Source organism: Delftia sp. DS1230 (genome assembly GCF_040112715.1).
GTDB classification, from domain to species: domain Bacteria; phylum Pseudomonadota; class Gammaproteobacteria; order Burkholderiales; family Burkholderiaceae_C; genus Comamonas; species Comamonas tsuruhatensis.
This window is the reverse complement of the sequence record NZ_CP157763.1, coordinates 5,858,676-5,885,435: the sequence shown is the minus strand read 5'-3', so window position 1 is coordinate 5,885,435 and position 26,760 is coordinate 5,858,676. Positions and strand designations below refer to the sequence as shown.

The 26,760-nt window shown below is 67.9% G+C and carries 27 protein-coding genes; 20 read left to right on the top strand and 7 right to left on the bottom strand.

Annotated features, from left to right (window positions below; all coding sequences use genetic code 11):
• Window positions 1-40: 40 nt before the first annotated feature.
• The 4 genes from tkt (at window position 41) to AAN986_RS26495 (ending at window position 3,988) form a co-directional block, all read left to right on the top strand.
• On the top strand, window positions 41-2,086 hold the full coding sequence (tkt, locus tag AAN986_RS26510; protein WP_016449833.1) for a transketolase: 2,046 nt from the start codon (window positions 41-43) through the stop codon (window positions 2,084-2,086).
• Between the two features lie 109 nt (window positions 2,087-2,195).
• Window positions 2,196-3,197 (top strand): type I glyceraldehyde-3-phosphate dehydrogenase, encoded by a 1,002-nt coding sequence (gap, locus tag AAN986_RS26505; RefSeq protein ID WP_012202871.1) that lies wholly within the window; start codon window positions 2,196-2,198, stop codon window positions 3,195-3,197.
• A gap of 127 nt (window positions 3,198-3,324) precedes the next feature.
• Entirely contained in the window at window positions 3,325-3,558 is a 234-nt protein-coding gene (locus AAN986_RS26500) for a hypothetical protein (protein WP_047217871.1), read from the top strand.
• 70 nt (window positions 3,559-3,628) lie between these two features.
• Window positions 3,629-3,988, top strand: a complete 360-nt coding sequence (locus AAN986_RS26495) for a tRNA-binding protein (RefSeq protein ID WP_026062619.1) — start codon at window positions 3,629-3,631, stop codon at window positions 3,986-3,988.
• 28 nt (window positions 3,989-4,016) lie between these two features.
• Here AAN986_RS26495 and AAN986_RS26490 read toward each other — a convergent pair whose 3' ends face one another.
• The 3 genes from AAN986_RS26490 to AAN986_RS26480 form a co-directional block, all read right to left on the bottom strand.
• A complete protein-coding gene (locus AAN986_RS26490) occupies window positions 4,017-4,991 on the bottom strand; it encodes a tripartite tricarboxylate transporter substrate binding protein (RefSeq protein ID WP_047217872.1) in 975 nt (324 codons plus the stop codon).
• Window positions 4,988-6,241 carry a M20 aminoacylase family protein gene (locus AAN986_RS26485; RefSeq protein ID WP_082138059.1) on the bottom strand — a complete coding sequence of 418 codons (1,254 nt, stop codon included), beginning with the start codon at window positions 6,239-6,241 and terminating at the stop codon, window positions 4,988-4,990. The genes AAN986_RS26490 and AAN986_RS26485 overlap by 4 nt, the downstream gene beginning before the upstream one ends.
• A gap of 136 nt (window positions 6,242-6,377) precedes the next feature.
• The gene (locus AAN986_RS26480) at window positions 6,378-7,271 is read right to left on the bottom strand and encodes a LysR family transcriptional regulator (RefSeq protein WP_047217873.1); all 894 of its coding nucleotides are present in this window, start codon (window positions 7,269-7,271) and stop codon (window positions 6,378-6,380) included.
• Between the two features lie 141 nt (window positions 7,272-7,412).
• On the opposite strand from AAN986_RS26480, the gene dkgB reads away from it, so the two are divergent.
• Window positions 7,413-8,234, top strand: coding sequence for a 2,5-didehydrogluconate reductase DkgB (gene dkgB, locus AAN986_RS26475; RefSeq protein ID WP_047217874.1), 822 nt, complete (start codon window positions 7,413-7,415; stop codon window positions 8,232-8,234).
• A 158-nt stretch (window positions 8,235-8,392) separates the two neighbouring features.
• On the top strand, window positions 8,393-10,072 hold the full coding sequence (locus AAN986_RS26470; protein ID WP_047217875.1) for a long-chain-fatty-acid--CoA ligase: 1,680 nt from the start codon (window positions 8,393-8,395) through the stop codon (window positions 10,070-10,072).
• Between the two features lie 68 nt (window positions 10,073-10,140).
• Here AAN986_RS26470 and AAN986_RS26465 read toward each other — a convergent pair whose 3' ends face one another.
• Window positions 10,141-11,595, bottom strand: coding sequence for an L-lactate permease (locus tag AAN986_RS26465; RefSeq protein ID WP_047217876.1), 1,455 nt, complete (start codon window positions 11,593-11,595; stop codon window positions 10,141-10,143).
• A gap of 143 nt (window positions 11,596-11,738) precedes the next feature.
• Here AAN986_RS26465 and AAN986_RS26460 point away from each other — a divergent pair, with 143 nt between their 5' ends.
• The 9 genes from AAN986_RS26460 (at window position 11,739) to AAN986_RS26420 (ending at window position 19,287) form a co-directional block, all read left to right on the top strand.
• A complete protein-coding gene (locus tag AAN986_RS26460) occupies window positions 11,739-12,230 on the top strand; it encodes an Lrp/AsnC family transcriptional regulator (RefSeq protein WP_016449824.1) in 492 nt (163 codons plus the stop codon).
• Between the two features lie 81 nt (window positions 12,231-12,311).
• Window positions 12,312-12,902, top strand: a complete 591-nt coding sequence (locus AAN986_RS26455; protein WP_013804518.1) for a TetR/AcrR family transcriptional regulator — start codon at window positions 12,312-12,314, stop codon at window positions 12,900-12,902.
• A 136-nt stretch (window positions 12,903-13,038) separates the two neighbouring features.
• Window positions 13,039-13,923: an NAD(P)-dependent oxidoreductase gene (locus AAN986_RS26450; RefSeq protein ID WP_047217877.1), complete on the top strand. Its 885-nt coding sequence runs from the start codon at window positions 13,039-13,041 to the stop codon at window positions 13,921-13,923.
• Between the two features lie 22 nt (window positions 13,924-13,945).
• The gene (locus AAN986_RS26445) at window positions 13,946-15,142 is read left to right on the top strand and encodes an MFS transporter (protein ID WP_047217931.1); all 1,197 of its coding nucleotides are present in this window, start codon (window positions 13,946-13,948) and stop codon (window positions 15,140-15,142) included.
• Window positions 15,143-15,341: 199 nt separating this feature from the next.
• Window positions 15,342-15,872: a cupin domain-containing protein gene (locus AAN986_RS26440; protein ID WP_016449821.1), complete on the top strand. Its 531-nt coding sequence runs from the start codon at window positions 15,342-15,344 to the stop codon at window positions 15,870-15,872.
• Window positions 15,873-15,886: 14 nt separating this feature from the next.
• Window positions 15,887-16,741, top strand: coding sequence for an alpha/beta fold hydrolase (locus tag AAN986_RS26435; protein ID WP_047217878.1), 855 nt, complete (start codon window positions 15,887-15,889; stop codon window positions 16,739-16,741).
• 22 nt (window positions 16,742-16,763) lie between these two features.
• Window positions 16,764-17,570 (top strand): IclR family transcriptional regulator, encoded by an 807-nt coding sequence (locus AAN986_RS26430; RefSeq protein ID WP_047217879.1) that lies wholly within the window; start codon window positions 16,764-16,766, stop codon window positions 17,568-17,570.
• A gap of 54 nt (window positions 17,571-17,624) precedes the next feature.
• Window positions 17,625-18,422, top strand: a complete 798-nt coding sequence (locus AAN986_RS26425) for an aspartate dehydrogenase (protein ID WP_047217880.1) — start codon at window positions 17,625-17,627, stop codon at window positions 18,420-18,422.
• 103 nt (window positions 18,423-18,525) lie between these two features.
• The gene (locus AAN986_RS26420; RefSeq protein WP_016452051.1) at window positions 18,526-19,287 is read left to right on the top strand and encodes a 5'-methylthioadenosine/adenosylhomocysteine nucleosidase; all 762 of its coding nucleotides are present in this window, start codon (window positions 18,526-18,528) and stop codon (window positions 19,285-19,287) included.
• Between the two features lie 12 nt (window positions 19,288-19,299).
• On the opposite strand, the gene AAN986_RS26415 is transcribed toward AAN986_RS26420, so the two are convergent.
• From AAN986_RS26415 to AAN986_RS26405, 3 genes are all read right to left on the bottom strand, one after another.
• Entirely contained in the window at window positions 19,300-19,608 is a 309-nt protein-coding gene (locus tag AAN986_RS26415) for an XRE family transcriptional regulator (protein WP_016449816.1), read from the bottom strand.
• Window positions 19,605-19,952 (bottom strand): type II toxin-antitoxin system RelE/ParE family toxin, encoded by a 348-nt coding sequence (locus AAN986_RS26410; RefSeq protein ID WP_013804511.1) that lies wholly within the window; start codon window positions 19,950-19,952, stop codon window positions 19,605-19,607. The genes AAN986_RS26415 and AAN986_RS26410 overlap by 4 nt, the downstream gene beginning before the upstream one ends.
• A gap of 263 nt (window positions 19,953-20,215) precedes the next feature.
• Window positions 20,216-20,491, bottom strand: coding sequence for a hypothetical protein (locus tag AAN986_RS26405; protein ID WP_046989307.1), 276 nt, complete (start codon window positions 20,489-20,491; stop codon window positions 20,216-20,218).
• A gap of 554 nt (window positions 20,492-21,045) precedes the next feature.
• Between AAN986_RS26405 and AAN986_RS26400 the strand changes: the two genes are divergently transcribed.
• From AAN986_RS26400 to AAN986_RS26380, 5 genes are read left to right on the top strand one after another with little or no spacing between them, the layout of a single operon-like run.
• Window positions 21,046-21,816 carry an SDR family oxidoreductase gene (locus AAN986_RS26400; protein WP_012202888.1) on the top strand — a complete coding sequence of 257 codons (771 nt, stop codon included), beginning with the start codon at window positions 21,046-21,048 and terminating at the stop codon, window positions 21,814-21,816.
• Window positions 21,817-21,828: 12 nt separating this feature from the next.
• The gene (locus AAN986_RS26395; protein WP_047217881.1) at window positions 21,829-22,710 is read left to right on the top strand and encodes an IclR family transcriptional regulator; all 882 of its coding nucleotides are present in this window, start codon (window positions 21,829-21,831) and stop codon (window positions 22,708-22,710) included.
• The gene (locus AAN986_RS26390) at window positions 22,703-23,500 is read left to right on the top strand and encodes an SDR family oxidoreductase (protein ID WP_047217882.1); all 798 of its coding nucleotides are present in this window, start codon (window positions 22,703-22,705) and stop codon (window positions 23,498-23,500) included. Before AAN986_RS26395 ends, AAN986_RS26390 begins: the two co-directional genes overlap by 8 nt.
• 34 nt (window positions 23,501-23,534) lie before the next feature.
• On the top strand, window positions 23,535-25,241 hold the full coding sequence (locus AAN986_RS26385) for a thiamine pyrophosphate-binding protein (RefSeq protein WP_047217883.1): 1,707 nt from the start codon (window positions 23,535-23,537) through the stop codon (window positions 25,239-25,241).
• Between the two features lie 35 nt (window positions 25,242-25,276).
• Complete coding sequence (locus tag AAN986_RS26380) at window positions 25,277-26,752, top strand: aldehyde dehydrogenase (protein ID WP_047217884.1); 1,476 nt, start codon at window positions 25,277-25,279, stop codon at window positions 26,750-26,752.
• Window positions 26,753-26,760 lie beyond the last annotated feature (8 nt).

The window sequence follows — 26,760 nt, the reverse complement described above, 5'->3', positions numbered from 1 at the left end:
CGGCTTACTCTGATTACCCCCTCCTTCACGGAGCGCCCTGATGGCCAACACTCAACAAATGGCGAATGCGATCCGCGCACTCGCAATGGATGCCGTTCAACAAGCCAACTCCGGCCACCCCGGCGCCCCCATGGGCATGGCCGACATGGCCGTGGCACTGTGGAGCCGTCACCTCAAGCACAACCCCGTCAACCCGCAATGGGCTGACCGTGACCGCTTCATCCTGTCCAACGGCCACGGCTCCATGCTGATCTACGCGCTGCTGCACCTCACGGGCTACGCGCTGCCGATCGACGAGCTCAAGAACTTCCGCCAGCTGCACAGCAAGACGGCCGGCCACCCCGAAGTGGGCATCACCCCCGGCGTGGAAACCACCACCGGCCCGCTGGGCCAGGGCATCACCAATGCCGTGGGCTTCGCGCTGGCCGAAAAGCTGCTGGCCGCCGAGTTCAACCGCGCAGGCCACGCCATCGTCGACCACCACACCTACGTGTTCCTGGGTGACGGCTGCCTGATGGAAGGCATCAGCCACGAGGCCGCGGCCCTGGCCGGCGCCTGGAAGCTGGGCAAGCTGGTGGCGCTGTACGACGACAACGGCATCTCCATCGACGGCAAGGTCGCCCCCTGGTTCATCGACAACACGCCCGCCCGCTTCGAAGCCTATGGCTGGAACGTGGTGCGCGACGTGGACGGCCACAACGTGCAGGCCATCGATGCCGCCATCGCCGCCGCCAAGAAGAGCAGCGACAAGCCCACGCTGATCTGCTGCAAGACCAGCATCGGCAAGGGCTCGCCCAACCGCCAGGACACGGCCAAGGCCCACGGCGAGCCCCTGGGCGCCGAGGAAATCGCACTGACCCGCGCGGCCCTGGGCTGGGAGCACGGCCCCTTCGACATCCCCGCCAGCGTCTACGGCGACTGGGATGCCAAGGCCGCCGGCGCCAAGGCCGAAGCGGCCTGGAACAAGAAGTTCGCCGCCTATGCCAAGGCCTTCCCCGAACTGGCTGCCGAATTCAAGCGCCGCATGGCCGGTGACCTGCCCGCCAACTTCGGCGAGATCGCCGCGCAGATCGCCTCCGACGCGCACGACGCAGGCGCCACCGTGGCCAGCCGCAAGGCCAGCCAGCTGGCCCTGGAAGGCCTGACCGCAGCCCTGCCCGAACTGCTGGGCGGCTCGGCCGACCTGACCGGCTCCAACCTGACCAACACCAAGAGCACGCCTTCGCTGCGCGTGGACGACAAGGGTGCCGTGGTCCTGACCGAAGACGGCAAGATCGGCCGCCACATCAACTACGGTGTGCGCGAGTTCGGCATGGCCGCCATCATGAACGGCATCGCCCTGCATGGCGGCTACATCCCCTACGCAGGCACCTTCCTGACCTTCAGCGACTACAGCCGCAACGCCATCCGCATGGCCGCGCTGATGAAGCAGCGCGTGGTCCACGTCTTCACGCACGACTCCATCGGCCTGGGCGAAGACGGCCCCACCCACCAGTCCATCGAGCACGCCGCCTCTCTGCGCCTGATCCCGGGCCTGGATGTCTGGCGCCCTGCCGACACCACGGAAACCGCCGTCGCCTGGACCGTGGCCCTGAGCCAGAAGAACAAGCCCACGGCCCTGCTGCTGTCGCGCCAGAACCTGGCCTACGCAGCCAAGACCGAAGACGCGCTGGACGACATCGCCTGCGGCGCCTACGTGCTGTCCGAGCCCAAGGCCGTCGGCCTGAACAAGAAGGCCCAGGCAGTCATCATCGCCACCGGCTCCGAAGTGCAACTGGCCCTGGCAGCCCAGAAGCTGCTGGCCGAGCGCAAGGTCGCCGTGCGCGTGGTCTCCATGCCCAGCACCACCACCTTCGACAAGCAGGACGCCAAGTACAAGAGCCAGGTGCTGCCGGCCAACCTGCCGCGCATCGCCGTGGAAATGGGCGTGACCGACTTCTGGTGGAAGTACGGCTGCGCCGCTGTCGTCGGCATCGACACCTACGGCGAATCGGCCCCCGCGCCCGTGCTGTTCAAGCACTTCGGCTTCACGGCCGAGAACGTGGCCGACACCGTGCAGGCTGCGCTGCAGCGCGCCGGCAAGTAAAGCTGCGAGAAGGGGCCTGTGGCCCCTTTTTGCCGCCCGCCAGGCCCGGCCTGGCCCTCACCGTTTCAGTTTTTCCGTTTTTCGCAATCCGTCAATCCAAGAGGCAAATATGACGATCAAGATCGGTATCAACGGCTTCGGCCGCATCGGCCGCATGGTGTTCCGCGCTGCCGTGCAGAACTTCAGCGACATCGAAGTCGTGGGCATCAACGACCTGCTCGAGCCCGACTACCTGGCCTACATGCTCAAGTACGACAGCGTGCACGGCCGCTTCAAGGGTGAGGTCTCGGTGGAGGGCTCCAACCTGATCGTCAACGGCAAGACCATCCGCCTGACGCAGGAGCGCGACCCCGCCAACCTGAAGTGGAACGAAGTAGGCGCCGACATCGTGATCGAGGCCACCGGCCTGTTCCTGACCGACGAGACCGCACGCAAGCACCTGGCTGCCGGCGCCAAGAAGGTCATCATGTCCGCGCCTTCCAAGGACAGCACCCCGATGTTCGTCTTCGGCGTGAACTGCAAGACCTACGCTGGCCAGGACGTGATCTCCAACGCCTCCTGCACCACCAACTGCCTGGCTCCCGTGGCCAAGGTGCTCAACGACAAGTGGGGCATCAAGCGCGGCCTGATGACCACCGTGCACGCTGCCACCGCCACCCAAAAGACCGTGGACGGCCCCAGCAACAAGGACTGGCGCGGCGGCCGCGGCATCCTGGAAAACATCATTCCCTCCAGCACGGGCGCAGCCAAGGCCGTGGGCGTGGTGATTCCCGAGCTCAACAAGAAGCTGACCGGCATGTCCTTCCGCGTGCCCACCTCCGACGTGTCGGTGGTGGACCTGACGGTGGAGCTGAACAGCGAAGCCAGCTACGAAGAGATCTGCGCCGAAATGAAGGCCCAGTCGCAAGGCGCGCTCAAGGGCGTGCTGGGCTACACCGAAGACAAGGTCGTGGCCACGGACTTCCGCGGCGAGTCCTGCACCTCGGTGTTCGATGCCGAAGCCGGCATCGCCCTGGACAAGACCTTCGTGAAGGTCGTGTCCTGGTACGACAACGAGTGGGGCTACTCCAACAAGTGCCTGGAAATGGTGCGCGTGGTCGCCGCCAAGTAATCCTGGCGCGAACCCCTGCGGGGCCTGTCGAAGGGCCTCGCACCAGGCCGGCATCGGACGCGATGCCGGCCTTTTTCATGGAAGCTGCGACACTGGCGGCCTGTTCATCTTCCGTGATTCGACCGCCATGCAACCCGCCCTTTGCAGCGTCTGCAACAAGGACCCGACGCAGGAACCCGGCCCGCTGCACGGAGCCTGGCTGTGCTTTGCCGACCATTGCGCCGAGCAGGCCGGCATGCTGTCCCATCCGCAGGGACTGGCCTATTTCTGCTCTGTGCATCTGCCGGCGGCGAAGGCCCTCACGCATTTGCCGCAGCAGGAAGCGATGGCACGGCTTGCGCATGCCTGCGCGCGTTCGTGAGCCCGCCACTGTCCCGCACTGCAAGCGTTGCTCGACAAAGCCGGCACCGGCGGCGCGGCATCATGGCCGCATGACTACTTCATCCGCATTGCACGAGACCATTGGCTTTGACGACTTCCTCAAGGTGGAGCTGCGCGTGGGCCGCATCGTGGACGCCCAGGTGTTCAAGGAGGCGCGCCGCCCGGCCTATGTGCTGCAGGTCGATTTCGGCCCCGAACTGGGCCTGCGCAAGTCCAGCGCCCAGATCACGGCGCTGTACCGGCCCGAGGAACTGATAGGCCGCCAGGTGGTGGCCGTGCTGAACTTTCCCAGCAAGCAGATCGGTCCCATGCGCTCGGAATGCCTGGTCACGGGATTCCACAACGAGAACGGCGAGGTCGCGCTGTGCGTGCCCGACCGCGAGGTGCCGCTGGGCACCAAGCTGCTGTGACGGCCTGGGTGACTATTGGCCTGGGTGACTATTCGATGCGCACGTCGGCCGCCTTGACGATGCGCCCGGACGCTTCCCAGTCGTCCTTGAGCAGGCGCTGGAATTCGGCGGCCGGCAGGGTGGCCGCTTCCACGCCCACGCGGGCCAGGCGCTCTTGGACCACGGGCTCGGCCAGCACCTTGCGCACGGCGGCGTTGATGCGCTCCACTTCGGCGGGCGGCGTGCCGGCCGGTGCCAGCAGGCCCAGCCAGGAGTCGAAGGCATAGCCGGGCACGCCGGACTCGGCCACCGTGGGCAGGTCAGGCAGGAAGCGCGAGCGTTGCTGGCCCGAGTAGGCCAGCAGCTTCACGCGCGGATCCTTCTGGAAGGCCAGCATGCCGATGGTGGCGCCCGTGACCAGCTGCACGCGGCCGGCCAGCAGCTCGGTGGTGGCGTCGCCCGTGGATTTCATGGGGATGTGCTGCAGCTTGATGCCCGCCTGTGCGGCCAGCGAGGCCGAGGCCAGGTGCGAGGCGCTGCCATTGCCGGCCGACGCATAGTTGAGCTGGCCGGGCTGGGTCCTGGCGCGCTGCAGCAGCTCGCCCAGGGTCTGCACGCCCGAGGCGGCCGGCACGCCCACCACATAGCCCGTGCGGCCCAGGAAGGACACGCCCACGAAGTCCTTGAGCGGGTCATAAGGCAGCTTCGCGTACAGATGGCCGGCCAGGTTGTGGCTGGCCGCAGCCAGCACCAGGGTGTTGCCGTCCGGCGCGGACTTGGCCACCTGGGCCGTGCCCACGCTGCCACCCGCGCCCGCCCGGTTTTCCACCACCACGGTGGCGCCCAGGGCCTGGCCCAGTTCATTGCTGAAGGTGCGTGCCACCGTGTCCTGCGTGGCGCCTGCGCCGAAGGGCACGACGATGCGGATCACGCGTTCGGCATGCACGGCCGGTGCCAGTCCCAGGGCCAGGGCTGCTGCCAGCAGAACGCGGCGGGTGACGGGAGAAGGATGAGAGGTTTTCATGGGGAATTTTCCTGGGTGACGGCAAGCCACCGCTCCACCAGCCGCACGAAGTAGCTGGCGCCGATGGCAAGGATGTCGTCGTTGAAGTCGTAGGAGCGGTTGTGGATCAGGCAGGGGCCGTCGCCATGGCCGGGCAGTCGGTGATCGCCCTGGCCGTTGCCGATGAAGGCGTAGCAGCCGGGCCGCGCCTGCAGCATGTGGGCGAAGTCCTCGGCGGCCAGCACGCCGGGGAACTGCGTGTCCACGGCGTCGTCGCCCGCGATCTCGCGCATCACGGCGGCGGCGAAGGCGGCCTCTGCCGCGTGGTTGACCAGGGGCGGCGAGGCGCGCCGGAAATGGATCTCGGCCCTGCAGCCATGGGCCAAGGCCGTGTGCTCGGCCTGGCGGCGCAGGGCGGCTTCGAGGATGTCCAGCGCCGCCACGGAGAAGGTGCGCACCGTGCCGCCCACCCAGGCGCTGTCGGGAATCACGTTGGGCGCGTCCGAGCCCTGGATCTGCGTGACCGCCAGCAGTGCGCGTTCGCGCGAATCCACATGGCGCGCGACCAGGGTCTGCAGCTGCTGGGCCAGATCAATGGTGGCGGCCACCGGATCGGTGCCCGTGTGCGGCAGCGAGGCATGCGTGCCCTGCCCATGCAGCACGATGCGGAAGGTGTTGCTGGAGGCCATGAGCGCGCCCGGGTTGAGCGCGAAGCTGCCCACGCGGTCCAGCGCGAAGTTGTGCAGTGCGAAGACCGCATCGCAGGGGAAGCGCTCGAACAGGCCTTCGTCGATCATCCTGCGTGCGCCGGCCTTGCCCATCTCTTCGGCGGGCTGAAAGATCAGGTGCACCGTGCCCGCGAAGTCGCGCGTGCGTGCCAGATGCCAGGCCGCGGCCAGCAGCATGGTGGTGTGGCCGTCATGGCCGCAGGCATGCATGCGGCCTGCGTGCTGCGAGCGGTGGGCGAACCGGTTTTCTTCCTGCAGCGGCAGCGCATCCAGGTCGGCGCGCAGGCCGATGGTGCGCGTGCCGTGGCGTGCGTACGTATGCCTGCCGTGCACCACGCCCACCACGCCCGTGCCGGCCAGGCCGGTGTGCACCTCCACGCCCCAGGCGGCCAGGCGTTCGGCCACGATGGCCGAGGTGCGGTGTTCCTCGAAGCCCAGCTCAGGGTGGGCATGCAGGTCGCGCCGCAGGGCCACGAAGGGCGCCATGTCGGCAAAGCTTTCGATCAGGTGGGGCAAGACGGTCTCCGGCCTCAGCCGGCCCATGCCTGCTGCGGCGAATCCCGGATTCTGTAAAACCGCCAGCCCTGCGGCAACGAAGCAAAACGCATATGCATGCGCCCTGCATGCACAAGCCGAACGGGCCGATCAAGCCGTTCAGGCGGACGTCGTCACAGGGCCCTCAGGACTGCGCCATGCGCTGCGCGAGAAAGTCCAGGAAGGCCGTGATGCGCGCGGCCAGCGCCGTGTTGCGGTAGTAGACGGCGTGGATGGGCTGGCGCTGCTGCACGGTCTCGCGCGCCAGCACCTGCACCAGCTCGCCCTGGGCGCGATCGCGCACGGTCATGAAATCGGCCAGGCAGACCACGCCCTGGCCGGCCAGGGCCAGCTGGCGCATGGTCTCGCCGCTGGAGGCCGTGAGCTGGGGCGCGGCATCCCAGCGGTCGCCGCCCTCGGGCGTGCGCAGCGGCCAGTGGTTCAGGCCCGGCACCTGGCTGTTGCCGATGCGCTGGTGGCGCGCCAGCACGGCCACGCTCGCCACGGGGCCATGGGCCTGCAGGTAGGCGGGGCTGGCCAGCACGCGCAGCAGGCTGTGGCACAGCAGCCGCGCATGCAGCGTGGAGTCGCGCAGCTCGCCGATGCGGATGGCGATGTCGGTGCGCTGGGCCAGCAGGTCGATGTGCAGGTCATCGGTGTTCAGCTCCAGCGTGATCAGCGGATAGAGCGCGCGGAACTCACCCACCAGCGGCACGATGGCATGCAGCATGAAGGGCGAGGCCGCGTTGACGCGCAGCAGCCCGGCCGGCGCCTCACGGCGCGCGGCCAGTTCCTCCTCGGCCGCGTCCAGGGCCTGCAGCACCTCGCGCGTGCGGGCCAGGAAGCGCGCGCCTTCCTCGGTCAGCTCCAGGCTGCGCGTGGTGCGCCGCACCAAGGTGGTGGCCAGCTTTTTCTCCAGGCGCGACAGGCTGCGGCTGATGCCCGAGGTGGTCTGTCCCAACTGCTCGGCCGCCGCCGTGATGCTGCCGCAGTCGATCACGGCGCGAAAGGCCTGCAACTCGTCCAGGGTGGTTTTCATGGGATGCCAGCTTGGCGCAATTGTTGCTGTAGCGTCAAATATTTTCTGCTGATACCAGGCTTTATCTGCAAGCGTGAACGCGCCAGACTGCAGTCTTCGAGGCGTTGTTCCGCGCCTTGTTTGCTTTTTTGAAAGACCTGCATGACATCGACTGCCTCTCTCGCTTCCGTGGTGCCCGCCTTCGGCCTGGGCACCTTCCGCCTCAAGGATGAGGTGGTGCGCCACTCCGTGGGCCAGGCCCTGGAAGTGGGCTACCGCGCCATCGACACCGCCCAGATCTACGGCAACGAGGCCGATGTGGGGGCCGCCATCGCCGCCAGCGCCGTGCCGCGCGATCAGCTCTTCCTCACCACCAAGATCTGGACCGAGAACCTGTCCGCCGACGCGCTGATCCCCAGCCTGGAGCGCAGCCTTGAAGCCCTGCGCACCGACCATGTGGAGCTGACGCTGATCCACTGGCCTTCGCGCAGCGTGCCGCTGGAGGACAGCCTGGGCGCCCTCATGCGCGCCAGGGAGCAGGGGCTGACGCGCCACATCGGCGTGTCCAACTTCAACATCGCGCTGCTGCAGCAGTCCATCGCCGCCGTGGGCGCCACGAACATCGCCACCAACCAGATCGAGCTCAGCCCCTATCTGCAAAACCGCGCCGTCACCGACTTTGCGCGACAGCAGGGTATCCACACCACCTCGTACATGACGCTGGGCTACGGCAGGCTGCTGGCCGATCCCGTGCTGGCCGACATCGCCGCCGCCCGCGGCGCCACGCCCGCCCAGGTGGCGCTGGCCTGGGCCATGGCCATGGGCTATGCCGTCATCCCCTCGTCCACCCGGCGCGCCCACCTGCAGGCCAACCTGGACAGCTGCCAGCTGGTGCTGGGCGCCGAAGACATGCAGCGCATCGCCGCGCTGGAGCGCGGCGACCGCCAGGTCAGCCCAGACGGCCTGGCTCCGGCCTGGGATTGAACCGCGGTCGTGACGGAGGGCCTGGGCGGCCCGGCGAGCTTTGACCTGGAGCAACGCAATGCGGACCCTAGGGGTAGTACTAGGGTTATCACAGTATCGAACGACCGTGCTTTTTATGAGAATGCACGATTAGTCGAGACAACCAGGAGACAAGCAGCATGAGTGACCGCCCATGGCTGGGTGCCTATCCGGCAGGTGTGCCCGCCGACATCGATCCCTCCCAATACCCTTCGCTGGTGGCCCTGATGGAGGAGGCCTTCAGCCGCTACGCGGACCGTGTGGCCTATTCCTTCATGGGCAAGGAGCTGACCTACTCACAGGTCGATGCGCAAAGCCGCGCCTTCGCTGCCTATCTGCAGAGCCTGGGCCTGGCCCGCGGCGACCGCGTGGCGCTGATGATGCCCAACGTGCCCCAGTACCCCGTGGCCGTGGCCGCCGTGCTGCGCGCCGGTTTCGTGGTCGTCAACGTAAACCCGCTGTACACGGCGCGCGAACTGGAGCACCAGCTCAAGGACTCGGGCGCCAAGGCCATCGTCATCATCGAGAACTTCGCCCATACGCTGCAGGCCTGCAAGGCCGCCACGCCCGTGCAGCACATGGTGCTGTGCACCATGGGCGACCAGCTGGGCATGCTCAAGGGCGCCATCGTCAATTACGTGGTGCGCAAGGTCAAGAAGCTGGTGCCGCCGTTCTCGCTGCCGGGGGCCGTGCGCTTCAACGACGCGCTGGCCAAGGGCATGCGCTCGCCCTTCCAGGCGCCGCAGCTGCAGGCCTCCGACATGGCCCTGCTGCAGTACACGGGCGGCACCACGGGCGTGAGCAAGGGCGCGGTGCTGCTGCACAGCAACATCATCGCCAACGTGCTGCAGTCCGAGGCCTGGAACCAGCCCGCCATGGGCAAGGTGCCGGCCGGCGAGCAGCCCACCAGCATCTGCGCGCTGCCGCTGTACCACATCTTCGCCTTCACGGTGAACATGATGCTGTCCATGCGCACGGGCGGCAAAACCATCCTGATTCCCAATCCGCGCGACCTCAAGGCCACGCTCAAGGAACTGTCCACGCAGCGCTTTCACAGCTTCCCGGCCGTGAGCACGCTGTTCAACGGCCTGGCCAACCACCCGGACTTCAACACCGTGGACTGGTCGCACCTGAAGGTCTCGGTCGGCGGCGGCATGGCGGTGCAAAGCGCCGTGGCCCAGCTGTGGCTGCAAAAGACCGGCTGTCCCATCTGCGAGGGCTACGGCCTGTCGGAGACCAGTCCCTCGGTCAGCTGCAACCCCGTCACCTCCACCGAGTTCTCGGGCACCATCGGCGTGCCCCTGCCCAGCACCTGGATGAAGCTCGTCGATGACGAAGGAAACGACGTGACCACCATCGGCGAGCGCGGCGAGGTCGCCATCAAGGGACCGCAGGTCATGGCCGCCTACTGGCAGCGCCCCGACGAAACCGCCAAGGTCTTCACCGCCGACGGCTACTTTCGCACCGGCGACATCGGCACCATGGACGAGCGCGGCTACTTCAAGATCGTGGACCGCAAGAAGGACATGGTCCTGGTCAGCGGCTTCAACGTCTATCCCAATGAAGTGGAAGACGTGGTCTCCAACTGCCCCGGCGTGCTCGAATGCGCCGTGGTCGGCGTGCCCGACGAGAAGACCGGCGAGGCCGTCAAGCTGGTCATCGTGCGCAGGGACGACAGCCTCACCGAACAGGCCGTGCGCGACTTCTGCCACGACAACCTCACGGGCTACAAGCGGCCGCGCGTGATCGAGTTCCGCACCGAACTGCCCAAGACCCCGGTCGGCAAGATCCTGCGCCGGGAGCTGCGCGACAGCAAGTAGCGCGGGCGGCTTGCCGTGTTTGCAAAGAGGCGCTGCGGCGCCTCTTTTCATTGGAAAGGAGCACGTCTTCAGAACACGCCCGGACCCGCCATGACCAACGCCGCCAGCGCCGCCAGCGCCACGGCCGCCGCATTGAGGCAGGCCAGCGCAAAGCCGAAGCGCACCAGCTCGCCTTCTTCCTGCGCGGTGGTCCGTGCCAGGCCCAGCACCAGCATGACGATGGACAGCGAGCCCAGGGCCGCATGCCCGGCGGCGCTGTTGTGCACGGCGGCCAGCAGCAGGCGCGAGGACTCGGGCAGCAGGGCGATGGCGGGCATGAAGATCGCGTTGCCGCCCACGTTGGAGCCCGTCATGTAGCCGGCCAGCGCACCGAAGGCGGCCACGATGGGCGCCAGGGCCGCAGGCGCCAGCTCGGCCAGCATCTGCGCCAGGCCGGACAGGAAACCGGCCTTGACCATCATCTGGGACATCGCCAGGAAGAAGAAGATGGTCAGCAGCGGGCGCTTGGCGCGGGCGGCCAGTGCACCAGCCAGGGCAACGCCACGGCCGGCCCCGCGCGCCAGCAGCAGGGCCAGCACCAGGGTCAGCGCCACGCCCGGGGAGGCCAGAGGCTTCCAGGCCACCTGAGCGCCCTGCACGATCCAGCGCTGGTCCCACTGCGTGGCCAGGGCCAGCAGCTTGAGCAGCACGATGGCAAGGGCGAGCGCCAGATACGGCCAGGCCTGGCGCGGCCAGCCGGGTGCCGCCTGGGCCGTGCCGCGCAGCAGCAGCGCGCGCACCAGCATGCCCAGCGCCACCGCAAAGCCCGCGCCCACGCCCGCCACCTCGGGGCCCAGCCAGCGGCTGATGCCATGCAGCACGCCCACGAACAGCAGGCCAAAGCCGCCCAGCAGCAGCCAGGCCCGCGCACCGCGCTCGCCTGCCAGGTGCAGGGACAGGGCGCCCAGCACCAGGAACACCGGCGCGCTGGTCAGCGAGGACACAGCGGCCAGCGCGGCCGCATCCACATGGGCCAGCGAGGCTCCGATCACCGTGGCCAGGCCCAGCGTGCCCCAGGGCATGATGGCCATGCCCGCCAGCGCCATGCGCAGTGCGGCGCGCCGCTCGAACAGGCTCAGCAGCAGCGGCACGGTGGCGATCAGCGACACGCCAAAGCCCGTCATCGCCTCCAGCAGCGGCGCCAGGCCCAGCACGATGAACACCACCTGATCGGCCGGCCCCAGGCCCAGCGAGCGCACCCACTGGCTCAGCGCCTGGTTCACGCCCATGCGTTCGATGAGGATCACAAAGCCCAGGCCCGGCACGATCACGAAGGCCGTGCTCAGGAACAGCACGCCCGTGTCGCGCGCTGCGGCCAGGGCGGCGCCGGAAGCGGCGGTGCCCTTCGCCATCCAGGCATCGACCAGCCACAGCAGGGCGACCAGCGCCGCCCCGGCCATGGCCGCCTGCACAGGCGGGCGGCGCAAAACCATGAGCATGGACATCACAAGAAACACGGGAGACAGGTGGAGCAGGGTGGCCATGGGATGGGCTTTCTCGGCAGGCAGGTCCGCATGCGTTGGATGCGGAAAACGACGAAATACTATTTCGCGGCACCTGTTTTTTGGTCTCTGAATTGAGGGTGTTTGCGAGAAAATTTCTCACCCTCCAAAAGTCCTCGCTTCCCATGACCAAGCACACCGCCCACCCTGCACACCTGGCCGATCTGGACGGCTTCGACCGCGCCATCCTGGCCATCGTCCAGCGCGACAGCACGGTGCCGCTGCGCCTGCTGGCCGAGCAGGTCAACCTGTCCACGGCCGCCGTGCAGCGCCGCCTCAAGCGCATGCAGGCCGAAGGCGTGATCACCGGCCAGGCCGCCACCGTGGACCCCACGCGCGTGGGCCGGCCCATCACCATCATCGTGGAGGTCATGACCGAGCGCACCAGCATCGATGCGCTCAACGCCATGAAATCGCACTTCGCCGTGCCCGAGGTCCAGCAGTGCTACTACGTCACGGGCGAGGTGGACTTCGTGCTCGTGCTCACCGTGGCCACCATGCAGGAGTACGAGGCGCTGGCGCGGCGCCTGTTCGCCGAGAACCCCAACGTCAAATGGTTCAAGACCATCGTGGCGCTGGACCGCGTGAAGGTCGGGCTGGAAATTCCCTGCGAGTGAAGGCCCTTTGGCGCAATCTTGACAGCCGCTAAACGGCCGCCTACATTGAATGGAATGATCGTTCCAATTCAATGAGCCACCATGCGCACCAAGGACTTCGACCCCGATGACATCGCAGACGCCGCCATGCAGGTGTTCTGGCAGCGCGGCTACGCGGCCACCTCGGTGCAGGACCTGGTGGACGGCACGGGCCTGTCGCGCAGCAGCCTGTACGGCACCTTCGAGAACAAGCAGGGGCTGTTCCAGCATGCGCTGCGCCGCTATGAGGCCGTGACCACCTCCAACGTGGAACTGCTGTCCGGCCCGGGACGCGCCCGGGACCTGGTGCGGCAGCTGCTGCTGCGCATCGTGCAGGACGAATTGAGCGATGCCGGGCGCCGGGGCTGCCTGGTCGCCAATGCCGCGCTGGAGCTGGCCGGCCATGACGAGGCCGTGGCCGAGAGGGTGGCCGGCAACTTCCAGCGCCTGCAAAAGGCGCTGGAAAAGCTCATCCTGCGCGGCCAGCAGGAAGGCGATATCACCGACAGCAAAAAGCCGCGCGCCCTGGCGCGCTTCGTCCTGAACACCGTGCAGGGCCTGCGCGTGCTGGGCAAGGGCAGCAGCGCGCCGCAGCGCCGCCAGTGCCTGATGGATGTGGTCGACGTGGTCGACATGGCGCTGCAGGCGCAATAGCCGGCCACCCGCCACCCGCCGCGCGCATGTCGTGCCGTTGCGGGTTTTTATTTTCCTTGAATTGGAATGATCGTTCCAGTAATCCGGATTTCAGTTTTCCTTGTCTGTTTCACTCTCTCATCACCCTGGAGTTCCCATGCATTCAAACCTTCAAACCACCATTGCGGTGCTCGGCACGGGCCTGATCGGTGCGCCCGTCGCGCGCAACCTGCAACGCAAGGGCTTCACCGTCCGGGCCTGGAACCGGACGGCCGCCAAGGCCCAGGCCCTTGCGGCCGACGGCGTTCAGGCCTGTGGCGACGCGGCCGACGCCGTGCGTGGCGCCCGCATCGTCGTCACTGTGCTCAAGGACGGGCCGGCCGTGCTGCAGGCCATGCAGGCCGCAGCGCCCGCATTGCAGCCGGGCACACTGTGGCTGCAACTGAGCACGGTGGGTGTGGACGCCATCGCGCCGCTGGCGCAATTCGCCGATCGGCATGGCCTGGTGTTCTACGACTGCCCCGTGCAGGGCACGCGCCAGCCGGCCGAGCAGGGCCAGCTGGTCATCCTGGCCGCAGGCCCGCTGGCGCAGCGCGGCCAGGTGCAGCCAGTGTTCGATGCCATCGGCAAACGCAGCCTGTGGATTGCGCAGCAGGCAGGCGCCGCCAGCCGGCTCAAGCTGGCGCTCAACCACTGGGCCTTCGCACTCACGCATGGCCTGGCCGAAAGCCTGGCGCTGGCCAAGGGGCTGGACATAGAACCGTCCCTGGTGGTCGATGCCGTCACGGGCGGGCCCATGGACAGCGGCTTCTTCCAGGCCAAGGCCGCTGCCATGCTGTCAGGCCGCTACGACGCCAGCTTCACCGTGGCCAATGCCGTCAAGGACGCGCAGCTGGTAGCCGATGCCGCCGCTGGCGCAGGCCTGCTGCTGGATGGCGCCCAGGCCGGGCTGCGCCGCTTCGAACGCGCGCTGGCCGCCGGGCATGGCGACAAGGACATGGCGGCATCCCACCTGGCATCCCATCCAGCCTCCCATGCCTGAGATGCGCAGCGAGGACAAGGCAATGAATTCGCCCATGGACACCTCCTTCGACACAGGCCTGCCGCTGGGCAGGCTGCTGGCCCTGGCGATGGCAGGCTTTCTGGCCATCATGACCGAGGCCCTGCCGGCCGGCCTGCTGCCCCAGATCGGCACGGGACTGGCAGTGTCCGAAGCCATGGCCGGCCAGATGGTCACGTTGTACGCGCTGGGTTCGGTACTGGCCGCCATTCCCGTCGTGGCCGCCACGCGCGGGCTCAGGCGCCGGCCGCTGTTCATGGCGGCGGTGGGCGGGCTGCTGCTGTTCAACAGCCTCACCGCGCTGTCCGGCCACTACGGCCTGACCCTGGTCGCCCGCTTTGCCGCAGGCATGGCTGCCGGCGTGATCTGGGGGCTGGTGGCCGGCTATGCGCGGCGCATGGTGCCGCCGCATCTGCAGGGGCGCGCATTGGCCGTGGCGGGCGTGGGCCAGCCGTTGGCCCTGGCGGCCGGCGTGCCGCTGGGCGCCTGGCTGGGCAGCCTGTTCGACTGGCGTGGCGTGTTCTGGGCGCTGTCGGCGCTATGCCTGCTGCTGCTGGCCTGGGTGCGGCTGGGTGTGCCGGATTACGCCGGGCAGACGGCGCACCAACGCCAGCCCGTGGCGCGCATCCTGCTCGTGCCCGGCGTGCGCCCCGTGCTGCTGGCGCTGTTCGGCTGGATGCTGGCCCACAACATGCTCTACACCTTCATCGCGCCCTTCCTGGCTTCGGCGGGTCTGGGGCAAAGGGTGGATGGGGTGCTGCTGCTGTTCGGCCTTGCGGCCATTGCCGGCATCTGGCTCACGGGCCTGCTGGTGGACCGCTGGCTGCGCGCGCTCACCGTGCTGAGCCTGGCCTTGTTCGCCGTGTCTGCGCTGGTGCTGGGCCTGGCCGGGCAGTCGGCCGTGGCCGTTCTGATCGGGGTTGCGGCCTGGGGCCTGAGCTTTGGCGGCGCACACACGCTGCTGCAGACCGCGCTGGCCGATGCGGCGGGCGAGGGCGCCGACTTGGCCCAGTCCATGCTGGTGACGGTCTTCAACCTGGCCGTGGCGAGCGGCGGCGTGGCGGGTGGACTGCTGCTGGGCTGGCTGGGTGCCCGCGCCTTGCCCTGGGCGCTGGCGGTGTTGGCGCTGGCCTGCCTGTCCGTGGTCTGGCCGGCCAGCCATGCGGGCTTTCGGCCTGGGCGGCGCAGCATGGCTGCCTGAGGCACGGCCATCGCTGTTGCACCCGCATCGCTGTTCCCTAACAGACGGGGCAGCAAAGGGGCCACATGCCGCTGCGCATGTGGCCCTTGTTGCGTGCGATCAATCTTCCTATAATTGTTTTACCCCATGAACTGTGATTCATGGATAAAACAAATGGCGCCTTCCCCGCCATGATCCACCGACGTTGATGGAGAGACACATGTCCGAATCCGCTCAGAACACGCCCCGCACCTGGGACCAGCCCGAAGGCTCCAGCTTCGAACAATGGATGGAATCGCGCGTGGCGCGGTTTTCCACGCGCAAGTACGACTTCGACGCGCTGAAGTTCCAGGCCGACTTCGATCCCAAGTACCGCCGTGGCCAGATGCGCTACATCGGCACGGGCGGCACGGGCGTGGCTGCGGACAGCAACACCATCCCGGCCGAGCACTTCACCTTCTCCACCATGGTCATCCCGGCCGGCAATGAAGGCCCCTCGCACCTGCACACCGATGTGGAGGAAGTCTTCTTCCTGATCCGCGGCAAGCTCAAGCTCGTGCTGGAGAAGGACGGCCAGCGCTTCGAGACCATCCTGACCGACCGCGACGTGGTCTCCGTGCCGCCCGGCGTGTACCGCGAGGAAATCAACATCGGCGACGAAGACGCGCTGATGTGCGTGATGCTGGGCGCCAAGAAGCCCATCACGCCCACATACCCGCCCGAGCACCCTCTGGCAAAAATCAAACGTTGAGTAGCGGGCCCGCCATGACCGCGCAGACGCTGCAACGCATGGAGCAGCGCCTTCAGGCGCAGTTCCCCGAACATCTCATCGCCCTGCCCGGTGGCGCCCAGGTCGCCTGGCGCGAGGCCGGCGACACGGCCTCGGACTTTGCCGTGGTGATGCTGCACGGCATCAGCTCGGGCGCCGCGTCCTGGATGGACGTGGCCCTGGCGCTGGCGCCGCGCACGCGTGTGCTGGCCTGGGACGCGCCCGGCTATGGCCGCTCCACGCCGCTGACACCCGCCGCGCCCACGGGCGCCGACTACGCCCGCGTGCTGGAGCAGTCGCTGCAGGCGCTGGGCGTGCGCCGCTGCCTGCTGGTGGGCCACTCGCTGGGTGCGCTCATGGGCACGCCCTGGGCGGTGCAGGCCGGTGCCGGGCGCGTGCAGCAACTGGTGCTGATCAGCCCCGCTGGCGGCTATGGCGCACCCGGCATGGGCGAGCAGCAGGCCAAGGTACGCCAGGGCCGTCTTGCGGCCCTGCAGGAAAAAGGCATCGAAGGCCTGGCTGCCGCCATCGACCAGCGCCTGGTCTCGCCCGCCGCGCCCGAGCCCGTGCGCCAATGGGTGCGCTGGAACACGGCGCGCCTGCATGCCGCAGGCTACGCCCAGGCCGTGGAGCTGCTGTGCGGCAGCGACCTGGGGCAGGCGGCGGGGCGCCTTGCTATGCCGGTCGAGGTCTGGGTGGGAGAGCACGACGTGGTCACGCCGCCGGCTGCCTGCGCGGCCTGGGCCGCAAGACTGGGGGCGCGGTACGTTACGCTTGCGGCAGCCGGCCATGCCTCTGTCGTCGAACAACCTGCGGATGTCGCACAGAGGCTGGCCACCCTGCTGACCTGATGGCCTACCTGCCCGAATTGCGATGAGCGATACCTCCGAAACCCTCTCCACCGACAACGACCGCTACACCGTTCCCGCGCTGGAGCGCGGCCTGCGCCTGCTGGCCTGCTTCACGCCTTCGCAGCCCGTGTGGAGCGCGCCCGACCTGGCGCGCACCCTGGCGCTGCCGCGTTCCACGGTGTTCCGGATGCTGACGACGCTGGAGAACATGGGGTATCTGCAACGCTCGGGCACCGAATACCGGCTGGGCCTGGCCGTGCTGCGCCTGGGCTACGACTACCTGTCCACCCAGCCGCTGGCCCAGCTGGCCGAGCCCGTGCTGCAGTCGCTGTGCGACCGGCTGGGCTTCACCACCAACCTGGCGCTGCTGGACGGCACCTCCGTGGTCTACGTGGCGCGCATCGCGCCGGCCGGCGCCTTCCAGGGCGCCGTGCGCGTGGGCTCGCGGCTGCCGGCCCATGCCACCGTGCTGGGCCGGGCACTGCTGCAGGACATGGACGCGGACCAGCTGCGCGCCCTGTTCGGCGGCAGCGAACTGCCCCAGTTCTCGGAAAGCACGCCGCGCAGCGTGGAACAGTTGCTGCAGTTGCTGCAGCAGGACCATGAACGCGGCTACGCCATGGGCGAGGGCTTCTACGAGCCCGGCGTCTCCAGCATCGCCGCGCCCGTGCGCGATGCGCAGGGGCGCATCGTGGCGGGCCTGGGCATGGCCGTGGCCTTCACCGAAATCGCTCCCGGCCGCATGGCCGACTGGGTGGAGCAGGTACGTGCCGCCGCCGATGAGCTGGCCGGCCACCTGCGCACCCAGCATCCCGGTTTTCTGCGCTGAACGGATGGTGGGCACACCGGCCGCCAGCGCATTCCTTCCCAGAAAGATATGACGATGAAGATTGCTGTGATTGGCTGCGGTGCGATTGGCGCCAGCGTGCTCGAACTGCTCAAGGGACATGCCGCCGTGCAGGTGGGCTGGGTGCTTGTGCCGGAAGTGACCGACGCCGTGCGCGCCACCCTGGTCCTGCATGCGCCCCAGGCGCGTGCCGTGCCTTCGCTGGCGGCCGAAGACCGGCCCGACCTCATCGTGGAGTGCGCGGGCCATGCCGCCATCGAGGAACATGTGCTGCCCGCCCTGCGGCGCGGCATTCCTGCCGTCGTGGCCTCCATCGGCGCACTCAGCGCCCCGGGCATGGCCGAGGCCGTGCAGGCGGCGGCCGAGGCCGGAGGCACCCAGGTGCAATTGCTGTCGGGTGCCATCGGCGGCGTGGATGCGCTGGCCGCTGCGCGCATCGGCGGCCTGGATGAAGTGGTCTACACCGGCCGCAAGCCGCCCCTGGCCTGGACCGGCACGCCCGCAGAACAGCGCTGCGACCTTGCCAGCCTCAAGGAAGCCTTCTGCATCTTCGAAGGCAGCGCGCGCGAGGCCGCCCAGCTCTACCCCAAGAACGCCAACGTGGCCGCCACCCTGTCGCTGGCCGGCATGGGCCTGGACCGCACCACGGTGCGCCTGTACGCCGACCCGGGCGTGGACGAGAACGTGCACCATGTGGCCGCACGCGGCGCCTTCGGATCCATGGAATTGACCATGCGCGGCAAGCCGCTGGCGGCCAACCCCAAGACCTCGGCCCTCACCGTCTACAGCGTGGTGCGCGCCGTGCTCAACCAGGCCACGGCCATCGCCATCTGAGCCGCGCCGGGCACAGGCTCGCGGCACAATGGGCGCTTTCGCCCCGCAGGCGGCCCCCGGGCCGCCTTTGCTTTTTCCCTGTGCCGTTGAAAGAGAAGCCACCATGACCATCGCCATCCTCAGTGCCCTGCCGCAGGAACAGGAAGGCCTGGTCCATGCCCTGTCCGACGCCCAGGGCACGGCCCACGCCGGCCGCATGTTCTGGCGCGGGCGGCTGCATGGGCACGACGTGGTCTGCGCGCTGTCGGGCATAGGCAAGGTGGCGGCCGCCACCACGGCCACGGCACTGATCGAGCGCTTCGGCGTGCGCCGCATCGCCTTCACCGGCGTCGCCGGCGGCCTGGGCGAAGGCGTGCGCGTGGGCGATGTCGTCGTGGCCGACGAATACCTGCAGCACGACCTGGACGCCTCGCCCATCTTCCCGCGCTGGGAAATGCCCGGCTACGGACGCACGCGCCTGCCCTGCGACCCTGAAATGACCGCCGCGCTGCTGGCCGCCGCCCAGGCCTGCGTGGCCGAGGCGGGCGAAGACCTGCGCGCCGCCCACGCCACCACGGCGCCGCGCGCGCACCAGGGGCTGATTGCCAGCGGTGACCAGTTCGTGGGCACGGCGGGCGCTTCTTGCGCCTTGGCGCAGGGCCTGCGTGCTGCAGGGCATGAGGTGCTGGCGGTGGAGATGGAAGGCGCTGCGGTGGCGCAGGCCTGCCTGGACTATGGCGTGCCGTTTGCGGCCATGCGGACTGTTTCCGATCGGGCGGATGACAGTGCGCATGTGGACTTTGCGGAGTTTGTGAGGGTGGTGGCGAGTCGGTATGCGTTGCGGGTGGTGGATGGGTTTTTGCGGCGGCTGTCGGCGCAGCGCTGAGCGGTCGTGCTTTTATGCCGCTGATGCCTGGAGAACCGTCGCATCGTCCAGTTCAAAGTGCAAAGCCGTGCCAAGCGCCACGCTGGCGCGGGCCAACGTGGCCAGGGTGACGCCGGTGTCGTTTTCGTCCAGCAGGCGGTTCACCACCATGCGGCTGGTGCGCATGCGTGTCGCCATCTCGGTCTTGCTGACTTTCTGGGCTTTCATCGCCTGTGCGAATTGCGAGGAAATCACCCGCTTCACTGCGATAGCTGTGGCCTCCTCAAGCAGGCCTTCTTCTTCGAGGAAGTCATCGAAATTGCTGCCTAGATGTTTGTTCATGGGGTATTCCTCAGCTTCTTGAGCCGGTTTCTGGCAGTTGTCAGATCCGGCGCGGGGGTCTTGGCCGACTTCTTGATGAAGCCATGCAGCAGAACCATTTTTCCATTCTGGGCCGTGAATAGGACACGTGCGATGCCATCGGCAATGCTGCACCGCACCTCCCACAGTCCTGGCTCCATCTTGCGTACTACCGGCATGCCCAGAGGCCAGTTGTATTGGACGGTCTTGATATCGGCGCCGATGGCTTTGCGGTCTTCCACCGTAAGTTCACGAAGCCAGTCACGCACAGGCTCCTTGCCGGCATCGGATCGGTAGAAGACAACGGAAAGAATGGGCTCTTCCATCGGAAAAGTGTATCTAAAAAAGTACTATTTTGCTGCGTGTCGTTACTGATGACCGTGTAGCCCGTGTGTCATCGGAGGCCAAAGCCTTGACGCTGGACGCGAGGGGAATTCCTGCCACTGCGATTGCTTGGTTTCGATGCCTGGTTCCTGGCCTGGCAGCCGATGGCCCATCTTGATGCGCCAATAAAGGTCAGGTCAAAGACGGCAACCCGAATGCCCGCGACCCCTTCGCTGCGCTCGGCCGGATGTGGCCGCCCTCGCGGCTATGGGCTTTGAGTGGGGTCGCAACCTACGCTTCTGGCTTCGCCTTGCACATAGTCGGCCAGTGACTCAGCGCCATCGCGGATGGCGCGCAGTGCGTGAGCCATGGCTTGCGGACGTCGCAAGTCTTCTGGGGCATGGAGGCTGGCCAATGCAAGTTGGGCCAGGGCCCGTATTTCGTTGCAGCCTTCCTGTACCCATCCATTGGTTTCGGTGATGGTGCGAGCCAGTTGCTCGAAGCTGGCGCGTGTGGGAAGAGCGGTGCGCTGATCGTTCATGTTTTCGTACTCCTGTGCGAGACGGAAACACCCGACCTGCGTTTTCAAGCGCAGAAAGGGTGGATGGGATGTTGAAAACACGCACACAGACGTGCGGGCAGCCTTGCGGGTAGCCCCATCCCATCCAAAACCGTGTGGACGTGCGGGTGCGATGCCCACTGTCCAAGTGTTCAGACGTGACGAGGCCTCACTTTCGGGGAGGCTCTGCCGCTGTGTGTTGATGGTGTTTTCAAGCACCAGCCCCGGAACAGGGGGCCACCGAAATCATAGAGGCATTCCACAACCCCGCCTCAAACCCCAGGCCGAGCGAAGCGACGGCCCGCACCCCACTCCCCGTATGAACGCGCCCGCAGGGCGGGCATGTCCTCGCAAGCCATAAAAACGCCCCCATCCAAAACACACCCAGACACACCTCTGTCATCCATTTCCCACACGTCTCCGTGTTTTCCCCAATCCCACCCCGAACCATCAGTCCTAAACTCACGCTTGTTTCAAGAAAAAAGTGTCATTTCAAATTTGAAACAGACACAAACCCCCTTCGATTGAGGTACGCCATGAACACCACGCCCTCCACAGGCCAGCTTGCCGGCCGCCGCATCCTCGTCACAGGCTCGGCGCGCGGCCTGGGCTTTGCGTTCGCCAAGGCCTTTTGCGAGCAGGGCGCGCGTGTCGCCATGGCCGATCTGCGCGAGGAGCTGCTGGCCGAGTCCGTGGCCCGGCTGCGTGCGCAGGGCTTCGAGGCCCATGGCTTCGGGCTGGATGCCGGCAATCCGGAGTCGATAGAGCGCTGCGCGCAGCAGGCCGTGCAGGCGCTGGGCGGGCTGGACGGCCTGGTGAACAACGCGGCCGTGACCGATTCGGGCGGCAAGGGCATGGACGACATCGATCTGGACAAGTGGGACCAGGTGATGAACGTGAACGTGCGCGGCGTGTGGCTGATGACGCGGGCCTGCCGCGCCGCGCTGCGCGACAGCGGCCGGGGTGCCATCGTGAACCTGGCGTCCGACACCGCGATGTGGGGCGCCCCCAACCTGATGGCCTATGTGGCCAGCAAGGGCGCTGTGATGGCCATGACGCGTTCCATGGCGCGCGAGCTGGGCGCCGACGGCATCACCATCAACGCCGTGGCGCCGGGCCTGGTGCTGGTGGAGGCCACGGAATACGTGCCCGAGCACCGCCACCGCCTGTACATCGACCAGCGCGCGCTGCAGCGCGAGCAGCGGCCCGAGGATGTGTCGGGCGCCGTGGCCTATGCGCTGTCCGATGGCGCGCGCTTCGTGACGGGGCAGGTGCTGCCCGTCAACGGCGGCTTCGTCATGAATTGAAGGGGTTTCGCCATGACCGACACCCCCTCTTCCGGGAATGCCGAGAGCGCCGAAAGCGCGGACAACGGCACCGACAAGTACATGGTGCCCGCGCTGGAGCGCGGCCTGCGCCTGCTGCAGGAGTTCGGGCGCGGCAATGCCACGCTGGGCGCGCCCGAGCTGGCCCGCCGCCTGCAGCTGCCGCGCGCCACGGTGTTCCGCATGCTCAACACGCTGGAGGCCATGGGCTTTCTGCAGCGTGCCAAGGGCAGCAATGACTACCGGCTGGGCCTGTCCGTGCTGCGCCTGGGCTTCGAGTTCCTGTCGTCCATGGACCTGACCGAGCTGGGCCAGCCCGTGATCGCACGGCTGTGCGGCGAGATCCGCTATCCCTGCAACATCGTGGTGCGTGATGGCCGCTCCATCGTCTATGTGGCCAAGGTCACGCCACCCACGCCGCTGACCAGTTCGGTGCGTGTGGGCACGCGCCTGCCCGCCCATGCCACGGCCCTGGGCCGCGTGCTGCTGGCCGACCTGTCCCTGCCCGAGCTGCGCGCGCTCTATCCCGAGGAGCACCTGGAAGCGCACACGCCCAAGACGCCGCGCACGGTGCTGGACCTGTTCAACCTGGTCGAGGCCGACCGCGAGCGCGGCCATGTGTTCAGCGAAGGCTTCTACGAAAGCTCCATCTGCACCATCGCCGCCCCCGTGCGCGACCACAGCGGCCGCGTGGTGGCGGCGCTGGGCACGACGGTCCCCGCGCCCCATGTGGAGGAGGGCCGTGCCGAGACCCTGATCGCCGGCGTCTGCGACGCGGCGGCCGAGCTGTCCGAGCTGCTGAACTACCGCCCGCAAACGCAGACGGCACAGCTGCTTTCCCTCAATTCCCGGCGCGCAGGAGGCGGCCATGTTTGATTCCCAACTCAAGGACACCACGGCCGTCGTCACCGGCGGCTCTTCGGGCATTGGCCTGGCCACGGTCGATCTGCTGCTGTCGCAGGGCGCGCGTGTCGCCCTGTGCGGGCGCAGCGCCGAACGCCTGGAGCAGGCCGTGCAGCAACTGCGCGGACGCCATCCCGAGGCCCGCCTGTTCGCCCAGGCCTGCGACGTGCTCGACGCCGCCCAGGTGCAGCAGTTCGCGCGCGACAGCGAGGCTGCGCTGGGTCCGGCCTCCATCCTCGTGAACAACGCGGGCCAGGGCCGGGTCTCGACGTTTGCCAGCACCGACGATGCGGCCTGGACCGAGGAGCTGCACCTGAAGTTCTTCTCGGTGCTGCATCCCACGCGCGCCTTTTTGCCGCAGCTCGAGCGCACGGCTGAGCCGGCCATCGTCTGCGTCAATTCGCTGCTGGCCTCGCAGCCCGAGCCGCACATGGTGGCCACCTCGGCCGCGCGCGCCGGCCTCAAGAACCTGGTGCGCTCCATGGCCACCGAGTTCGCGCCCAAGGGCGTGCGCGTCAACGGCATCCTGGTCGGCCTGATCGAGTCCGGCCAGTGGCGCCGCCGCTTCGAGGCGCGCGAGGACCGCAGCCAGGACTGGAACGCCTGGAGCGCCGACCTCGCCCGCAAGAAGTCCATTCCGCTGGGCCGCCTGGGCTCGCCCGACGAGGCCGCGCGCGCCATCTTCTATCTCGCCACGCCCCTGTCCTCCTACACGACCGGCAGCCACATCGACGTCTCCGGTGGTCTTGCACGGCAAGCGTAGTGCTTCAGCCCCTTCACCCGATTCAAAGCAGAACATGACTTCTTCCGCATCCAAAATCACCGTCGGCGCCGTTGTGGCCCAGTTCCTCGAACACTGCGGCGTGCAGGCCGCGTTCGGGGTGATCTCCATCCACAACATGCCCATCCTGGACGCGATGCATGCGCGCGGCAGGGTCCGCTTCGTGATGGCGCGCGGCGAGGCCGGCGCCGGCAACATGGCCGATGCCTGCGCGCGTTCCACCTCCAGCCTGGGCGTGTGCATCACCAGCACCGGCCCGGCCGCAGGCAACATCGCCGGCAGCCTGGTGGAGGCCTATACGGCCGGCACGCCGCTGCTGCACATCACGGGCCAGATCGAGACGCAGTACCTGGACCAGAAGCTGTCGTACATCCACGAGGCGCCCGACCAGCTGACCATGCTGGGCGCCGTGTCCAAGGCGGCGTTCCGCGTGCGCAGCGCCGAGACCTGCCTGTCCACCCTGAAGGCCGCCGTGCAGGCCGCCATGACCGCGCCGACCGGTCCGGTGAGCGTTGAGATTCCCATCGACATCCAGCAGACCGTGATCGACATGCCGGCCGACCTGTCGCCGCTGCCGGTGGCCGTGCTGGCCCCCAGCGAGGCATCGCTGGATGCGCTGGCCGACACGCTGGCCAAGGCACGCCGCCCGCTGCTGTGGCTGGGTGGCGGCGCACGCCACGCAGTCGCTGCCGTGCAGCGCCTGAAGGCGCTGGGCTTCGGCATCGTCAGCACGGGCCAGGGCCGCGGCATCGTGGCCGAGGACGATCCGGCCTCGCTGGGCGCCTACAACATCCAAAAGCCCGTGGAGGCCTTCTACCAGCGCTGCGACGCCATGCTGGCCGTGGGCACGCGCCTGCGCAGCAACGAGACGCTGAAGTACGAATTGAAGCTGCCGCGCCCGCTGCTGCGCATCGATGTGGACGCCGCCCAGCAGGGCCGCTGCTATGCCGATGACGGCTTTGTCTGTGGCGACTCGGCCCTGGCGCTGACGGGCCTGGCCGACCGGCTGGAGGCGCGCGGCTACAAGGCCGACCCCGAGCTGCTGGCCGACCTGCGCCAGGTGCACGACGAGGCCGTGGCCACCATGCGCGACGGCCTGGGCCCGTACAGCGTGCTGGTGCAGGAGCTGCAAAAGGCCGTGGGCCGCAACTTCAACTGGGTGCGCGACGTGACCGTCTCCAACAGCACCTGGGGCAACCGCGAGCTGCGCTTTTTCGAGCCCAACGCGGGTGTGCACGCCACGGGCGGCGGCATCGGCATGGGCATGCCCATGGCCATCGGCGCGGCCGTGGGCGCGGCGGTCAGCGGCTCGGGCCGCAAGACGCTGGGCCTGGCGGGCGATGGCGGCTTCATCCTGAACCTGGGCGAGCTGGCCACGCTGGTACAGGAAGAGTGCGACACCCTGATCGTGCTGATGAACGACCAGCGCTACGGCGTGATCCAGAACATCCAGGACGCCTCCTACGGCGGCCGCCGCTGCTATGTGGAGCTGCACACGCCCGACTACGCGCAGCTGTGCGCCTCCATCCAGCTGCCCCATGCCCGCGTGCAAGACCTCAAAGAGCTGCCGGCGGTGCTGCAGTCGGCCTGGACGAAGAAGGGCCCCTTCCTGCTGGAGATCGACATGCGTGCCATCGGCAATTTCAAGGCCACGTTCTCTGGCCCGCCCGTGAACAAGCTGGACCAGATCCCGGCCACCAGCACGGCGTCCAAGGCCGCCTGAGGCGGCTGGATTCGAACGAACGAGAGAGGCTCACCATGTCGAACCTGGAACTGCTCCCCATCAATATCGCCGGCGAATGGCGCCTGGGCGGCGGTGGCGAATCCACCACGCTCTATCCCGCCACCGGCGAAGTGGTGGGCCGCCTGCGCGCGCCCAGCCTGGAGGATGTGGAGGAGGCCATCCAGAAGGCCGACCACGCCTTCCGCACCAGCGGCTGGGCCCAGAAAAAGCCCCATGAGCGCGCGGCCGTGCTGCACCGCGTGGCCCAGCTGATCCGCGAGCGCGCCGAGCCCCTGGCCCAGCTGCAGCGCCTGGACAACGGCAAGCCCATCAAGGAAACACGCATGCTGGTGGCCAGCGCCGCCGCCACCTTCCAGTTCTTTGCAGCGGCCTGCGAGACCATGGAGGAAACCATCACGCCCTCGCGCGGCGACTTCATGACCATGAGCGTGTACGAGCCCATGGGCGTGGTGGCGGCCATCACGCCGTGGAACTCGCCGATCGCCAGCGAGGCGCAAAAGCTCGCTCCGGCGCTGGCCGCCGGCAACGCCGTGGTCGTCAAGCCCGCCGAGGCCACGCCGCTGCTGGCGCTGGAGCTGGCGAAGATCTGCGAAGAGGCCGGCGTGCCCAAGGGCCTGGTCAGCGTGCTGCCGGGCCGGGGCTCGGTGATCGGCGACGCCATCACCAAGCATCCGCTGGTCAAGCGCGTGTCGTTCACGGGCGGCACGTCCACGGGCAAGCACATCGCCCACATCGCGGCAGACAAGATGATGCCGGTCTCGCTGGAGCTGGGCGGCAAGTCGGCCACCATGGTGCTGGCCGATGCCGACATCGATCATGCCGTCAACGGCGTGCTCTACGGCATCTTCAGCTCCTCGGGCGAGTCGTGCATCGCGGGCTCGCGCCTGTTCGTGGCGCGCAGCCTGCATGCCGAATTCATGCAGCGCCTGACGGCCAAGGCCGCCGCGCTGCAGGTGGGCGACCCGGCCGACGAGCGTACGCAGATGGGGCCGCTGATCACCGCCAAGCACCGCGAATCCATAGAGAGCTATGTGGCCCTGGGTCTGTCCGAGGGCGGCCGGCTGCTCACGGGCGGCCAGCGGCCCGAGGGCGCGCAGTTCGAGCGCGGCTACTACTACCGCCCCACCATCATCGACGGCGTGAAGAACGACTGGCAGATCTGCCAGCAGGAAATCTTCGGCCCCGTGCTCGTGGCCATGCCCTTCGACAACGAGGACGACCTGCTCGCCCAGGCCAACGACAGCGTCTACGCGCTGGCCGCCGGCATCTGGACGCGCGACTACAAGAGCGCCTGGCGCATTGGCCGCGCCGTGCAGGCCGGCACGGTCTGGATCAACACCTACAAGCAGTTCTCCATCTCCACGCCCTTCGGCGGCTGGCGCGACAGCGGCCTAGGCCGCGAGAAGGGACGGCTGGGCATACAGCAGTACATGGAGCAGAAGAGCATGTACTGGGGCTTGAACGACCAGCCTTTGGCCTGGGCGAACTGAAAGGGAAT

Excerpts from the sequence above, each read along its gene's own strand:
- AAN986_RS26425 (WP_047217880.1), top strand. The coding sequence starts at position 17,625 with ATGAAGATTGCTGTGATTGGCTGCGGTGCGATTGGCGCCAGCGTGCTC.
- tkt (WP_016449833.1), top strand. The coding sequence starts at position 41 with ATGGCCAACACTCAACAAATGGCGAATGCGATCCGCGCACTCGCAATG.
- AAN986_RS26385 (WP_047217883.1), top strand. The coding sequence starts at position 23,535 with ATGACTTCTTCCGCATCCAAAATCACCGTCGGCGCCGTTGTGGCCCAG.
- dkgB (WP_047217874.1), top strand. The coding sequence starts at position 7,413 with ATGACATCGACTGCCTCTCTCGCTTCCGTGGTGCCCGCCTTCGGCCTG.
- AAN986_RS26445 (WP_047217931.1), top strand. The coding sequence starts at position 13,946 with ATGAATTCGCCCATGGACACCTCCTTCGACACAGGCCTGCCGCTGGGC.
- AAN986_RS26495 (WP_026062619.1), top strand. The coding sequence starts at position 3,629 with ATGACTACTTCATCCGCATTGCACGAGACCATTGGCTTTGACGACTTC.
- AAN986_RS26380 (WP_047217884.1), top strand. The coding sequence starts at position 25,277 with ATGTCGAACCTGGAACTGCTCCCCATCAATATCGCCGGCGAATGGCGC.
- AAN986_RS26485 (WP_082138059.1), bottom strand. The coding sequence starts at position 6,241 with ATGGGCCGGCTGAGGCCGGAGACCGTCTTGCCCCACCTGATCGAAAGC.
- AAN986_RS26500 (WP_047217871.1), top strand. The coding sequence starts at position 3,325 with ATGCAACCCGCCCTTTGCAGCGTCTGCAACAAGGACCCGACGCAGGAA.
- AAN986_RS26430 (WP_047217879.1), top strand. The coding sequence starts at position 16,764 with ATGAGCGATACCTCCGAAACCCTCTCCACCGACAACGACCGCTACACC.
- gap (WP_012202871.1), top strand. The coding sequence starts at position 2,196 with ATGACGATCAAGATCGGTATCAACGGCTTCGGCCGCATCGGCCGCATG.
- AAN986_RS26390 (WP_047217882.1), top strand. The coding sequence starts at position 22,703 with ATGTTTGATTCCCAACTCAAGGACACCACGGCCGTCGTCACCGGCGGC.
- AAN986_RS26410 (WP_013804511.1), bottom strand. The coding sequence starts at position 19,952 with ATGGAAGAGCCCATTCTTTCCGTTGTCTTCTACCGATCCGATGCCGGC.
- AAN986_RS26480 (WP_047217873.1), bottom strand. The coding sequence starts at position 7,271 with ATGAAAACCACCCTGGACGAGTTGCAGGCCTTTCGCGCCGTGATCGAC.
- AAN986_RS26470 (WP_047217875.1), top strand. The coding sequence starts at position 8,393 with ATGAGTGACCGCCCATGGCTGGGTGCCTATCCGGCAGGTGTGCCCGCC.
- AAN986_RS26435 (WP_047217878.1), top strand. The coding sequence starts at position 15,887 with ATGACCGCGCAGACGCTGCAACGCATGGAGCAGCGCCTTCAGGCGCAG.
- AAN986_RS26440 (WP_016449821.1), top strand. The coding sequence starts at position 15,342 with ATGTCCGAATCCGCTCAGAACACGCCCCGCACCTGGGACCAGCCCGAA.
- AAN986_RS26460 (WP_016449824.1), top strand. The coding sequence starts at position 11,739 with ATGACCAAGCACACCGCCCACCCTGCACACCTGGCCGATCTGGACGGC.
- AAN986_RS26400 (WP_012202888.1), top strand. The coding sequence starts at position 21,046 with ATGAACACCACGCCCTCCACAGGCCAGCTTGCCGGCCGCCGCATCCTC.
- AAN986_RS26405 (WP_046989307.1), bottom strand. The coding sequence starts at position 20,491 with ATGAACGATCAGCGCACCGCTCTTCCCACACGCGCCAGCTTCGAGCAA.
- AAN986_RS26490 (WP_047217872.1), bottom strand. The coding sequence starts at position 4,991 with ATGAAAACCTCTCATCCTTCTCCCGTCACCCGCCGCGTTCTGCTGGCA.
- AAN986_RS26415 (WP_016449816.1), bottom strand. The coding sequence starts at position 19,608 with ATGAACAAACATCTAGGCAGCAATTTCGATGACTTCCTCGAAGAAGAA.
- AAN986_RS26395 (WP_047217881.1), top strand. The coding sequence starts at position 21,829 with ATGACCGACACCCCCTCTTCCGGGAATGCCGAGAGCGCCGAAAGCGCG.
- AAN986_RS26455 (WP_013804518.1), top strand. The coding sequence starts at position 12,312 with ATGCGCACCAAGGACTTCGACCCCGATGACATCGCAGACGCCGCCATG.
- AAN986_RS26450 (WP_047217877.1), top strand. The coding sequence starts at position 13,039 with ATGCATTCAAACCTTCAAACCACCATTGCGGTGCTCGGCACGGGCCTG.
- AAN986_RS26465 (WP_047217876.1), bottom strand. The coding sequence starts at position 11,595 with ATGGCCACCCTGCTCCACCTGTCTCCCGTGTTTCTTGTGATGTCCATG.
- AAN986_RS26420 (WP_016452051.1), top strand. The coding sequence starts at position 18,526 with ATGACCATCGCCATCCTCAGTGCCCTGCCGCAGGAACAGGAAGGCCTG.